At 67.6% G+C, this 12984-nt stretch carries 11 protein-coding genes and 1 tRNA gene; 10 read left to right on the forward strand and 2 right to left on the reverse strand.

Annotated elements, in window-relative coordinates; genetic code table 11:
- Positions 1–13 precede the first annotated feature (13 nt).
- A complete protein-coding gene (locus AB0D31_RS10885; protein WP_362720018.1) occupies positions 14–658 on the forward strand; it encodes a TetR/AcrR family transcriptional regulator in 645 nt (214 codons plus the stop codon).
- Positions 659–702: 44 nt separating this feature from the next.
- On the opposite strand, the gene AB0D31_RS10890 is transcribed toward AB0D31_RS10885, so the two are convergent.
- Positions 703–1722 (reverse strand): adenosine deaminase, encoded by a 1020-nt coding sequence (locus AB0D31_RS10890; protein ID WP_362720021.1) that lies wholly within the window; start codon positions 1720–1722, stop codon positions 703–705.
- A 161-nt stretch (positions 1723–1883) separates the two neighbouring features.
- On the reverse strand, positions 1884–3122 hold the full coding sequence (locus AB0D31_RS10895) for a pyridoxal phosphate-dependent aminotransferase (protein WP_362720024.1): 1239 nt from the start codon (positions 3120–3122) through the stop codon (positions 1884–1886).
- Between the two features lie 260 nt (positions 3123–3382).
- Between AB0D31_RS10895 and AB0D31_RS10900 the strand changes: the two genes are divergently transcribed.
- From AB0D31_RS10900 to rpoB, 9 genes are all read left to right on the forward strand, one after another.
- Positions 3383–3455 (forward strand) — tRNA-Trp (locus AB0D31_RS10900).
- A 106-nt stretch (positions 3456–3561) separates the two neighbouring features.
- Positions 3562–3858: a preprotein translocase subunit SecE gene (secE, locus tag AB0D31_RS10905; protein WP_053731183.1), complete on the forward strand. Its 297-nt coding sequence runs from the start codon at positions 3562–3564 to the stop codon at positions 3856–3858.
- Between the two features lie 76 nt (positions 3859–3934).
- Entirely contained in the window at positions 3935–4948 is a 1014-nt protein-coding gene (gene nusG / locus AB0D31_RS10910) for a transcription termination/antitermination protein NusG (protein ID WP_362720028.1), read from the forward strand.
- Positions 4949–5135: 187 nt separating this feature from the next.
- Positions 5136–5570 carry a 50S ribosomal protein L11 gene (gene rplK / locus AB0D31_RS10915; RefSeq protein WP_267055802.1) on the forward strand — a complete coding sequence of 145 codons (435 nt, stop codon included), beginning with the start codon at positions 5136–5138 and terminating at the stop codon, positions 5568–5570.
- 89 nt (positions 5571–5659) lie between these two features.
- The gene (rplA, locus tag AB0D31_RS10920; RefSeq protein ID WP_362720031.1) at positions 5660–6382 is read left to right on the forward strand and encodes a 50S ribosomal protein L1; all 723 of its coding nucleotides are present in this window, start codon (positions 5660–5662) and stop codon (positions 6380–6382) included.
- Positions 6383–6574: 192 nt separating this feature from the next.
- Positions 6575–7474 carry a DUF1396 domain-containing protein gene (locus AB0D31_RS10925; protein WP_362720034.1) on the forward strand — a complete coding sequence of 300 codons (900 nt, stop codon included), beginning with the start codon at positions 6575–6577 and terminating at the stop codon, positions 7472–7474.
- A gap of 306 nt (positions 7475–7780) precedes the next feature.
- Positions 7781–8311 (forward strand): 50S ribosomal protein L10, encoded by a 531-nt coding sequence (gene rplJ / locus AB0D31_RS10930; RefSeq protein ID WP_359000889.1) that lies wholly within the window; start codon positions 7781–7783, stop codon positions 8309–8311.
- Between the two features lie 113 nt (positions 8312–8424).
- Positions 8425–8808, forward strand: a complete 384-nt coding sequence (gene rplL / locus AB0D31_RS10935; protein WP_362720037.1) for a 50S ribosomal protein L7/L12 — start codon at positions 8425–8427, stop codon at positions 8806–8808.
- A 611-nt stretch (positions 8809–9419) separates the two neighbouring features.
- Positions 9420–12905 carry a DNA-directed RNA polymerase subunit beta gene (gene rpoB / locus AB0D31_RS10940; protein ID WP_362720039.1) on the forward strand — a complete coding sequence of 1162 codons (3486 nt, stop codon included), beginning with the start codon at positions 9420–9422 and terminating at the stop codon, positions 12903–12905.
- Positions 12906–12984: the final 79 nt, after the last annotated feature.

The following is a 12984-nucleotide window of genomic DNA, read 5'->3' on the forward strand; positions in this document are numbered from 1 at the left end:
CGTTGGAGCACACATGCAGTCGCCGCCGCCGCGCCCGCCGTCGACACCGCCGGAGCCGGCGACCCCGCCGCCTTCCGCTCGCGTCCGCATCGTCGACGCCGCGCATGAGCTGATGCTGACAATTGGGCTCGCGCGGGTCACGACGAAGGAGATCGCGAAGGCGGCGGGGTGTTCGGAGGCGGCGCTCTACAAGCATTTCGCGAGCAAGGAGGACCTGTTCGTGACGGTCCTGAAGGAGCGGCTGCCCAAGCTCGGTCCTCTGGTCGAGCGGCTCGCGGCGGAGCCGGGGGAGGGCTCGGTGGAGGAGAACCTGACCGAGATCGCGCGTCAGGCGGCGCTGTTCTACGCGGAAAGCTTCCCGATCGCGGCGTCGCTGTACGCGGACCCGCAGCTCAAGCGCCGCCACGACGACGCGCTGCGGGAGCTCGGTGCGGGGCCCCATGTGCCGATGGAGGGCGTGGACGCGTATCTCCGTGCGGAGCAGCGGGCGGGGCGGGTCGGGAAGGACGCGGATACGTATGCGGCGGCGTGCCTGCTGCTGGGGGCGTGTGCGCAGCGGGCGTTCGCGTACGACATGACGCCGGGCGGGGTGCCGCCGTGGGGGCTGGAGGAGTTTGCGCGGGCCGTCGCGCGGACGGTGCTGCGCGGGATCGGGTAGCGGAGCCGCGCAAGGTGACAGCCCCGCGCCCCGGGTTGGGCACGTCAAGGCCGGAGCCAGTCCTCCACCCCCCTCAGGAGGGTCTCCTGGGTGGACTGGGGGGCGGCCGAGCCGCGGATCGACTGGCGGGCCAGGTCGGCGAGTTCGGTGTCGGTGAAGCCGTGGTCGCGGCGGGCGATCTCGTACTGGGCCGCCAGGCGCGAGCCGAAGAGCAGCGGGTCGTCCGCACCCAGGGCCATCGGCACCCCGGCGTCGTACAGCACCCGCAGCGGCACGTCCTCGGGCTTCTCGTAGACGCCGAGTGCGACGTTGGACGCCGGGCAGACCTCGCAGGTGATGCCCTTCTCGGCGAGGCGGCGCAGCAGGCGGGGGTCCTCGGCGGCCCGCACCCCGTGCCCGACCCGCCGCGCGTGCAGGTCGTCGAGGCAGTCCCGTACGGACGAGGGGCCGGCCAGTTCGCCGCCGTGCGGGGCCGCGAGCAGCCCGCCCTCGCGGGCGATCGCGAAGGCGCGGTCGAAGTCCCGTGCCATGCCCCGGCGTTCGTCGTTGGAGAGACCGAACCCGACCACGCCCCGGTCGGCGTACCGGACCGCGAGACGGGCCAAAGTGCGCGCGTCCAAGGGGTGCTTCATGCGGTTCGCGGCGACCACGACGCGCATCCCGAGCCCGGTCTCGCGCGAGGCCGAGTCGACCGCGTCCAGGATGATCTCCAGGGCCGGGATCAGACCGCCCAGCAGGGGGGCGTACGAGGTCGGGTCGACCTGGATCTCCAGCCAGCCGGAGCCGTCCTTGACGTCCTCCTCGGCGGCCTCGCGCACCAGGCGCTGGATGTCCTCGGGGGCCCGCAGACACGACCGGGCCGTGTCGTAGAGGCGCTGGAAGCGGAACCAGCCGCGCTCGTCGGTGGCCCGCAGCTTCGGCGGCTCGGCGCCGGTCAGCGCGTCGGGCAGCCGTACGCCGTACTTGTCGGCCAGTTCGAGCAGGGTGGCGGGCCGCATCGACCCGGTGAAGTGCAGATGCAGATGGGCCTTCGGCAGTGCAGAGACATCACGTACGTGCTCCATCCCAAGATCCTGCCGCACGCCCCCGCCGCACCGGTAGGGCTTTCCCTGAACGTGGTCTTGCTCGTACACAGAAACGGAACGGGGCTTCAGCTACCGAAATCGGTAGGTGAAGCCCCGCTATGAGTGGAGCGGACCTCAGTCCCTGGCCTGCGGAGCGGAACTCAGTCCCTGGCCTCCGCCAGCAGCTTCTGGATGCGTGAGACGCCCTCGACGAGGTCCTCGTCGCCCAGCGCGTACGACAGGCGCAGGTAGCCCGGCGTGCCGAAGGCCTCGCCGGGGACGACCGCGACCTCGGTCTCGTCCAGGATGAGGGCGGCGAGCTCCGCCGAGGTCGCCGGGCGCTTGCCGCGGATCTCCTTGCCGAGCAGGGCCTTCACCGACGGGTAGGCGTAGAACGCGCCTTCCGGCGTCGGGCAGACGACACCGTCGATCTCGCTCAGCATCCGCACCATCGTCGTACGGCGCCGGTCGAAGGCCTCCCGCATCTTCGCGACCGCGTCCAGGTTGCCGGTGACGGCGGCGAGCGCGGCGACCTGGGCCACGTTGGACACGTTGGACGTGGCGTGCGACTGGAGGTTGGTCGCGGCCTTGACGACGTCCTTCGGGCCGATGATCCACCCGACCCGCCAGCCCGTCATCGCGAAGGTCTTGGCGACACCGTTGACGACGATGCACTTGTCGCGCAGCTCGGGCACGATCGCCGGCAGCGAGGTGAACGCGGCGTTGCCGTACACGAGGTGCTCGTAGATCTCGTCGGTCATGACCCACAGGCCGTGCTCGACGGCCCAGCGCCCGATCGCCTCGGCGTCGGCCTCGCTGTAGACGGCGCCGGTGGGGTTGGACGGGGAGACGAACAGGACGACCTTCGTCCGCTCCGTACGTGCCGCCTCCAACTGCTCCACCGACACCCGGTAGCCGGTCGTCTCGTCGGCCACGACGTCCACCGGGACACCGCCCGCGAGGCGGATCGACTCGGGGTAGGTGGTCCAGTACGGGGCCGGCACGATGACCTCGTCGCCCGGGTCGAGGATGGCCGCGAAGGCCTCGTAGATCGCCTGCTTGCCGCCGTTGGTCACGAGGACCTGCGAGGCGTCGACCTCGTACCCGGAGTCACGCAGCGTCTTCGCGGCGATCGCGGCCTTGAGCTCGGGCAGCCCCCCGGCCGGCGTGTACCGGTGGTACTTCGGGTTGCGGCAGGCCTCGACCGCGGCGTCGACGATGTAGTCGGGCGTCGGGAAGTCGGGTTCGCCGGCGCCGAAGCCGATCACCGGACGCCCGGCGGCCTTGAGGGCCTTGGCCTTGGCGTCGACGGCGAGGGTCGCGGACTCGGAGATCGCGCCGATGCGCGCGGAGACCCGGCGCTCGGTGGGGGAGGAGGACGAGGGAGTTGCAGCGCTCATGCGGGCCATGGTCCCAGACCTCCCGCGGCGGCAGCACCCGCGTTTCACGGACCGGTCAGCATGTGGACAGGCGTCCGAGCCGTACGCGGCGGCGCCGTGGTGCGAGGCGACGGCGCGTCACCCGCCCCGGGTGTCCCCGACAGGTCCAGGGGGTGTCCGGGGGGAAGCTGTTCGACGCCGGGCCGCCGACCACGTACACTCACTGCCTGTTGGCCCTCACCGACCACACCACCGCATGCGGTAGGTTGGGGGAACCACAAAGGGTCGTAGCTCAATTGGTAGAGCACTGGTCTCCAAAACCAGCGGTTGGGGGTTCAAGTCCCTCCGGCCCTGCTACACACACCTTCGCCAGGATGTGTGCGCATGTACGTACTTCAATGCATCGCCGTGCGGCTCCACCGGGCGCGGCACGGCCATGACCCGGAATCAGGTGAGAAGCGTGACGGACGCCGTGGGCTCCATCGACATGCCTGATGCCCAGGACGAGGCAGCGGAGTCCAAGGATTCGAAGAAGAAGGCCCGCAAGGGCGGTAAGCGCGGAAAGAAGGGCCCTCTGGGCCGTCTCGCGCTCTTCTACCGGCAGGTCGTCGCCGAACTCCGTAAAGTTGTCTGGCCGACACGCAGCCAGCTGACGACGTACACCTCCGTGGTGATCGTGTTCGTCGTCATCATGATCGGCATCGTGACGTTGATTGACTCCGGCTTCTCGCAGGTAGTCAAGTACGTCTTCGGCTGATCCGCGAAGGGCGCCCCTTTTGGCGCCCCTTTTTCGCATGTTCCACCCCATCTGTAGCCAGGAAGAAGCAGCCACCGTGTCTGACCCGAACCTGAACGACGCCTCCGAGTCGGTCGAGTCCGTCGAGGACGAGCTCGACATCATCGAGGCGGCCGACGAGGACGAGGCCGAGGCTGCCGACGCCGCTGCGGGCGAGGCGGCCGAAGAGGCTGCTCTGCACGTCGAGTCCGATGACGCCCAGGCCGAGACCGACGAGGTCGCGGCCGCCGAGGCGAGCGACGCCACCGACGACGAGGCTTCCGACGAGGACGCCCAGTCGGACGAGGAGTCCGCGGAGCTCACCGAGTCCGCCGACGCCGAAGTGTCCGACGACTCCGCCGCGTCCGACGAGTCCGATGACTCCGCCGCGTCCGATGACTCCGCCGCGTCCGACGAGGACGAGACCGAGGAGCCGGCGGAGCCCGCCGCCCCGGTCGACCCCGTCGAGGCCCTGCGCCAGGAGCTCCGCTTCCTGCCCGGCGAGTGGTACGTCATCCACACGTACGCCGGTTACGAGAAGCGGGTGAAGGCCAACCTCGAACAGCGTGCCGTCTCGCTGAACGTCGAGGAGTTCATCTACCAGGCTGAGGTCCCCGAAGAGGAGATCGTCCAGATCAAGAACGGCGAGCGCAAGAACGTCCGGCAGAACAAGCTGCCCGGTTACGTTCTCGTCCGCATGGATCTGACGAACGAGTCCTGGGGCGTCGTCCGCAACACCCCCGGTGTCACCGGCTTCGTGGGCAACGCCTACGACCCGTACCCGCTGACGCTCGACGAGATCGTCAAGATGCTCGCCCCCGAGGCCGAGGAGAAGGCGGCCCGCGAGGCTGCCGAGGCCGAGGGCAAGCCGGTTCCGCAGCGCAAGGTCGAGGTCCAGGTGCTGGACTTCGAGGTGGGCGACTCGGTCACCGTCACCGACGGCCCGTTCGCGACGCTGCAGGCGACCATCAACGAGATCAACGCCGACTCGAAGAAGGTCAAGGGCCTCGTCGAGATCTTCGGTCGCGAGACCCCGGTCGAGCTCAGCTTCGACCAGATCCAGAAGAACTGACGTCCTCCGGGCACCCCGGAACGCTTTCTGGAACCAGCACTTCCGAGCAGGTCAGAGAGGCTCTCGCAGCCCCTCTGACCTGCTCGGTTTTTAGCCGCGCAGCTATACCCGCTATCGTTGTGCGGTATGCCTCCATCCGGTTGATCGGATGAAGGTGGTTCACTCTCACTAGGACCCGGAGAGAGCAATGCCTCCCAAGAAGAAGAAGGTCACGGGGCTTATCAAGCTCCAGATCAATGCCGGTGCGGCGAACCCGGCTCCGCCGGTCGGCCCCGCGCTCGGCCAGCACGGCGTCAACATCATGGAGTTCTGCAAGGCCTACAACGCCGCGACCGAGTCGCAGCGTGGCTGGGTGATCCCGGTGGAGATCACGGTCTACGAAGACCGCTCCTTCACCTTCATCACCAAGACGCCGCCGGCCGCGAAGATGATCCTCAAGGCCGCTGGTGTCGAGAAGGGCTCCGGCGAGCCCCACAAGACCAAGGTCGCGAAGATCACGCAGGCTCAGGTGCGCGAAATCGCCACGACGAAGCTCGCCGACCTGAACGCCAACGACCTCGACGCCGCGTCGAAGATCATCGCTGGCACCGCCCGTTCCATGGGCATCACGGTCGAGGGCTGATCTCAGCTCACCCCCGTTTGACCTCCAGTGGTAGGGCCAAGCGCTGGCCCGCACCACGACTCCATGCCTGAACAAAAACAGGAGCAGAAGTGAAGCGCAGCAAGACTCTCCGCGCTGCGGACGCCAAGATCGACGCGGACAAGCTGTACGCGCCGCTCGAGGCGGTCCGTCTCGCCAAGGAGACCTCCACGACCAAGTTCGACGGCACCGTCGAGGTCGCCTTCCGCCTGGGTGTCGACCCGCGCAAGGCCGACCAGATGGTCCGTGGCACCGTGAACCTCCCGCACGGCACCGGTAAGACCGCCCGGGTCCTGGTCTTCGCGACCGGCGACCGTGCCGAGGCCGCGCTTGCCGCGGGCGCCGACATCGTCGGCTCCGACGAGCTCATCGACGAGGTTTCGAAGGGCCGTCTGGACTTCGACGCCGTCGTCGCCACCCCGGACCTCATGGGCAAGGTCGGCCGCCTCGGCCGCGTGCTCGGTCCCCGTGGTCTGATGCCGAACCCGAAGACCGGCACGGTCACCCCCGACGTCGCCAAGGCGGTCGAGGAGATCAAGGGCGGCAAGATCGAGTTCCGCGTCGACAAGCACTCGAACCTGCACTTCATCATCGGCAAGGTGTCCTTCGACGACACCAAGCTGGTGGAGAACTACGGTGCGGCTCTGGAGGAGATCCTCCGTCTGAAGCCGTCCGCCGCCAAGGGCCGGTACATCAAGAAGGCGACCCTCACCACCACGATGGGCCCCGGTATCACCCTGGACCAGAACCGCACCCGCAACCTCCTCGTCGAGGAGGACCCGGCCGCCGTCTGATCCCTCGGATCACCGGTAGTCGCGGGTTCGCGTACCAAGACGTACGCCGCGCACTGAAGCCGGCCCCCGCACCTCTTCGGAGGGGCGGGGGCCGGTTTTTTCGTGTGCTCTTACCAGCGGCAGCGGTTACGATCTGCGAAGTTTGCCGAATCATTACGATATGCGGCACCAGCAGATCCTGGGGGGATCCACATGCGTCACATCCACCGCAACGCCGCTGCCGCCGTGCTGGCCGGTGTTCTGGTCACCGGGCTCGCGGCCTGTTCCGGCGGCGACAAGCCGGCCGCGAGCAAGTCCGTCGAGGGCGCCAAGGACCAGGCGGCCGGGAAGCCCGCCGAGGCGACGTTCGCGGCGGCGGTCAAGCGCGCGGCCGCCAAGAACAGCAAGCTGACGTCGCTCTCGTACACGGTCAGCGGGAAGACGCCGGAGGCCGGCGTCATCGATGCGAGCGCGTCGATGAGCATGAAGCCGCCGGCGATGCAGATGAAGGCCAAGGGCGGCGCCGGGGGCGAGACCGGCGAGTTCGAGATCCGCCTCGTCGACAACGCCATGTACATGAGCGGCGGTGAGGCGGTGGACGGCAAGTCCTGGCTCAAGTTCGACCTCAACGCCCTGGGCAAAAAGGCCGGCGGCAACCCGCTGGGCGCCCTCGGCAGCCAGGTGGACAAGAACCCCGCCGAGCAGTCCGGCAGCCTGACGGCCGCCAAGGACCTCAAGAAGATCGGCGAGGAGACCCTGGACGGCGTGAAGACCACGCACTACGCGGGCACGGTCACTCTCGACCAGCTGCGCGACAGCCTCCAGAGCAAGGACACCGCCGCCAAGGAGCGCGGGGAGGAGACCCTGAAGCAGTACGAGCAGTGGGGCATCAGCACGCTCCAGATGGACATGTGGATCGACGGGCAGGACCACACCAAGCAGTTCCGGACGCAGGCCGCGAGCGTCAAGGGTCCGCTGGACTTGACCGCCAAGTTCCTGGACTACAACAAGCCGATCACGGTGCAGGCACCCCCGGCGGACCAGGTCGCCGACCTCGCCGAGATGATGAAGGGCGCCACCGCCGGGGCCACCGCGGGAGCCGGCGGCGCCTGACAGCGACGGTTCCGCCGGGCGGGCGCCGGGTCGGTACGGGCGGATTTGCTTGACACGGACGCCGTAACGTACGCTTCACCAGAAGCCAAAGACCGCTGGTCGTTGCCGTGCCTTCATCCGAAGGGGCGGTGGCCGAAGGATCCGCTGCATGCGGACGACCCGCGCAGGTGACCGTGGAAAGTTCCCGGATGTTCCTCTTCTGAGTGCAGCTGGTTGAGCTACGCCCCGTGCGCCTGCGCCGGGGCGTTTCGTATTGTTCGGCCCCTTCTGAGCGGTCCTCATCACCCGGAAGGAGGCCGACGCTCTATGGCAAGGCCCGACAAGGCTGCCGCGGTAGCCGAGCTCGCGGACCAGTTCCGCAGCTCGAACGCCGCCGTGCTGACCGAGTACCGGGGTCTCACCGTGGCGCAGCTCAAGACGCTGCGTCGTTCGCTCGGTGAGAACGCCCAGTACGCCGTGGTGAAGAACACGCTGACCAAGATTGCGGCCAACGAGGCCGGGATCACTTCGCTGGACGACCAGTTCACTGGTCCGACGGCGGTTGCCTTCATCACCGGTGACCCGGTGGAGTCGGCGAAGGGTCTTCGTGACTTCGCCAAGGAGAACCCGAACCTGATCATCAAGGGCGGTGTCCTTGATGGCAAGGCGCTGTCCGCCGATGAGATCAAGAAGCTTGCGGACCTCGAGTCCCGCGAGGTTCTGCTCAGCAAGCTGGCCGGCGCGTTCAAGGGCAAGCAGTCGCAGACTGCCTCGCTCCTTCAGGCGCTGCCGTCGAAGTTCGTCCGCACCGCGGAAGCGCTTCGCGTCAAGCTCGCCGAGCAGGGCGGTGCCGAGTAATTCGGCTCGCGCATTGATCGCGGCCCCTTAGGGGCGCGGTCGCAGCGGGCCGAACGTACGCCCGCCTTCATGTACATCCGGCACCCGCCGAATTAGTGGAAGGATCGCCCATCATGGCGAAGCTCAGCCAGGAAGACCTGCTCGCCCAGTTCGAGGAGATGACCCTCATCGAGCTCTCCGAGTTCGTGAAGGCCTTCGAGGAGAAGTTCGACGTCACCGCCGCCGCGGCCGTCGCCGTTGCCGGTCCCGCCGGTGGTGGCGCTGCCCCCGAGGCCGTCGAGGAGCAGGACGAGTTCGACGTCATCCTCACCGGTGCCGGCGAGAAGAAGATCCAGGTCATCAAGGTCGTGCGCGAGCTGACCTCCCTGGGCCTCAAGGAGGCCAAGGACCTCGTGGACGGCGCCCCGAAGCCCGTCCTCGAGAAGGTCGCCAAGGAGGCCGCCGAGAAGGCTGCCGAGTCCCTCAAGGGCGCCGGCGCTTCCGTCGAGGTCAAGTAACACCTCGCGGGTCCTCACGGGCCCGCACCCGTCCGGCAGGCGCGCTCGCGCGCCGCTGGGCACCGTCAAGGGCGATCACCCATCCGGGTGGTCGCCCTTCGGCGTACCCGCTCCGCCTGCCTTGCGCGGGGCCTCCCGGGGAGTATGGTGATCTTCGCCGTCTGCTGGCGAGAACGCAGGCGCAGGCCCCGCAACGGCTCCCGCGGCTATCTCCGGGGAGCGGAGGGGTCTTGACGAACCGCACGCAGCGCGCAATTCTCAGGACGCGTCGTCACAACGATCCGCATCCGAGGCATGGATCGACGGCGAAGAGGGCAGTACTAATCTGCGTCTGCGCGGCGCACGGCCAACCGAGGTACCGAGGTACTTGAGAAGAGCAACGCGGGTGTCGAAGAATCCGCCCTGGACATCAGTGAGCCGAGTGGCTACACTGTCCCTTTGCGCTGCCTGTTAGCTGTCCCCTGCCCGTCACCAGGGGCATGCCCTCGCTTGAGCACCTCGGATTGAACCGCCCTGACCTGGCTTTCCGGCCGAATCAGAAACGTCTCTCTCTGTGCCCACGTGGGACCGGTACGCGCGTAGTGAGTCCGAGCCCTCGGAAGGACCCCCTCTTGGCCGCCTCGCGCAACGCCTCGACCGCCAATACGAACAACGGCGCCAGCACCGCCCCGCTGCGCATCTCCTTTGCAAAGATCAAGGAGCCTCTTGAGGTTCCGAACCTTCTTGCGCTGCAGACCGAGAGCTTTGACTGGCTGCTCGGCAATGCCGCTTGGAAGTCCCGCGTCGAGGCCGCTCTCGAGAGCGGACAGGACGTCCCCACCAAGTCCGGTCTGGAGGAGATCTTCGAAGAGATCTCCCCGATCGAGGACTTCTCCGGGTCGATGTCCCTGACCTTCCGCGACCACCGTTTCGAGCCGCCCAAGAACTCGATCGACGAGTGCAAGGAGCGCGACTTCACGTTCGCGGCCCCGCTCTTCGTCACCGCGGAGTTCACCAACAACGAGACCGGCGAGATCAAGTCCCAGACGGTCTTCATGGGCGACTTCCCGCTCATGACCAACAAGGGCACCTTCGTCATCAACGGCACCGAGCGTGTCGTCGTGTCGCAGCTGGTCCGCTCGCCGGGTGTCTACTTCGACTCCAACATCGACAAGACGTCCGACAAGGACATCTTCACGGCCAAGATCATCCCTTCCCGGGGTGCCTGGCTCGAGATGGAGATCGACAAGCGCGACATGGTCGGTGTCCGCATCGACCGCAAGCGCAAGCAGTCCGTCACCGTCCTCCTGAAGGCTCTCGGCTGGACCACCGAGCAGATCCTCGAGGAGTTCGGCGAGTACGAGTCGATGCGCGCCACCCTGGAGAAGGACCACACCCAGGGCCAGGACGACGCGCTGCTCGACATCTACCGCAAGCTGCGTCCGGGCGAGCCGCCGACGCGCGAGGCCGCTCAGACGCTGCTCGAGAACCTCTACTTCAACCCGAAGCGCTACGACCTCGCGAAGGTCGGCCGCTACAAGGTGAACAAGAAGCTCGGCGCGGACGAGCCGCTGGACGCCGGCGTGCTCACCACCGACGACGTCATCGCGACCATCAAGTACCTGGTCAAGCTGCACGCCGGTGAGACCGAGACGGTCGGCGAGTCGGGCCGCGACATCGTCGTCGAGACCGACGACATCGACCACTTCGGCAACCGTCGTCTGCGTAACGTCGGCGAGCTCATCCAGAACCAGGTCCGCACGGGTCTGGCTCGTATGGAGCGCGTCGTGCGGGAGCGCATGACGACCCAGGACGTCGAGGCGATCACGCCGCAGACCCTGATCAACATCCGCCCGGTCGTGGCGTCGATCAAGGAATTCTTCGGCACCTCGCAGCTGTCGCAGTTCATGGACCAGAACAACCCGCTGTCGGGTCTCACCCACAAGCGCCGTCTGTCGGCGCTTGGCCCGGGTGGTCTCTCCCGTGAGCGGGCCGGCTTCGAGGTCCGTGACGTGCACCCGTCGCACTACGGCCGCATGTGCCCGATCGAGACGCCCGAAGGCCCGAACATCGGTCTGATCGGTTCGCTCGCCTCGTACGGCCGCGTCAACGCGTTCGGCTTCATCGAGACGCCGTACCGCAAGGTCGTCGACGGCCAGGTCACCGACGAGGTCGACTACGTCACCGCCGACGAGGAGGACCGCTTCGTCATCGCGCAGGCCAATGCCGCGCTCAGCGACGACATGCGGTTCACCGAGCCGCGCGTCCTGGTCCGCCGTCGTGGCGGCGAGGTCGACTACGTGCTCGGCACCGAGGTCGACTACATGGACGTCTCGCCGCGCCAGATGGTGTCGGTCGCGACCGCCATGATCCCGTTCCTCGAGCACGACGACGCCAACCGTGCCCTCATGGGCGCGAACATGATGCGTCAGGCCGTGCCGCTGATCACGTCCGAGGCGCCGCTCGTCGGCACCGGCATGGAGTACCGCTGCGCGGTCGACGCCGGTGACGTCATCAAGGCGGAGAAGGCGGGTGTCGTCCAGGAGGTCTCCGCGGACTACATCACCGTCGCCAACGACGACGGCACGTACACCACGTACCGGATCGCCAAGTTCTCCCGCTCCAACCAGGGCACCTCGGTGAACCAGAAGGTTGTCGTCGACGAGGGCGCCCGCGTGATCGAGGGCCAGGTCCTGGCCGACGGTCCCGCCACCCGCGAGGGTGAGATGGCGCTGGGCAAGAACCTGCTCGTGGCGTTCATGCCGTGGGAGGGTCACAACTACGAGGACGCGATCATCCTGTCGCAGCGCCTCGTGCAGGACGACGTCCTCTCCTCGATCCACATCGAGGAGCACGAGGTCGACGCCCGTGACACCAAGCTCGGCCCGGAGGAGATCACCCGGGACATCCCGAACGTCTCCGAGGAGGTCCTCGCCGACCTCGACGAGCGCGGCATCATCCGTATCGGTGCCGAGGTCGTCGCCGGCGACATCCTCGTCGGCAAGGTCACGCCCAAGGGTGAGACCGAGCTGACGCCGGAAGAGCGTCTGCTGCGCGCGATCTTCGGTGAGAAGGCGCGCGAGGTGCGTGACACCTCGCTGAAGGTGCCGCACGGCGAGATCGGCAAGGTCATCGGCGTCCGCGTCTTCGACCGTGAAGAGGGCGACGAGCTGCCGCCGGGCGTGAACCAGCTGGTTCGTGTCTACGTGGCGCAGAAGCGCAAGATCACGGATGGTGACAAGCTCGCCGGCCGTCACGGCAACAAGGGCGTCATCTCGAAGATCCTTCCGATCGAGGACATGCCGTTCCTCGAGGACGGAACTCCGGTCGACATCATCCTCAACCCGCTCGGTGTCCCGTCCCGAATGAACCCGGGACAGGTCCTGGAGATCCACCTCGGCTGGCTCGCCAGCCGCGGCTGGGACGTCTCCGGTCTGGCCGACGACTGGGCCCAGCGCCTCCAGGCGATCGGCGCCGACCAGGTCGCCCCCGGCACCAACGTCGCCACCCCCGTCTTCGACGGCGCCCGCGAGGACGAGATCACCGGCCTCTTCGAGGCCACGATCCCCAACCGCGACGGCGACCGGCTGGTCCAGCCCTCGGGCAAGGCCAACCTGTTCGACGGCCGCTCCGGCGAGCCGTTCCCGGACCCGGTCTCGGTCGGGTACATGTACATCCTCAAGCTGCACCACCTGGTCGACGACAAGCTGCACGCGCGCTCGACCGGTCCGTACTCGATGATCACCCAGCAGCCGCTGGGTGGTAAGGCCCAGTTCGGTGGCCAGCGCTTCGGTGAGATGGAGGTGTGGGCGCTGGAGGCATACGGCGCCGCGTACGCACTCCAGGAGCTGCTGACCATCAAGTCCGACGACGTGACCGGCCGTGTGAAGGTCTACGAGGCCATCGTCAAGGGCGAGAACATCCCCGAGCCCGGCATTCCCGAGTCCTTCAAGGTGCTCATCAAGGAAATGCAGTCGCTCTGCCTCAACGTGGAGGTGCTGTCCTCGGACGGCATGTCCATCGAGATGCGCGACACGGACGAGGACGTCTTCCGCGCTGCGGAGGAGCTCGGTATCGACCTGTCCCGGCGTGAGCCGAGCAGCGTCGAAGAGGTCTGACGGGTCTGGCGGGGGCTCACTAGAGCCCCCGCCGTCCCCGGGACCCCCCTCAGACCATCTTGAAGAATCGACCCCGAAA

The organism is Streptomyces sp. NPDC048361 (assembly GCF_040651795.1).
In the GTDB taxonomy this organism is placed as follows: Bacteria; Actinomycetota; Actinomycetes; order Streptomycetales; family Streptomycetaceae; genus Streptomyces.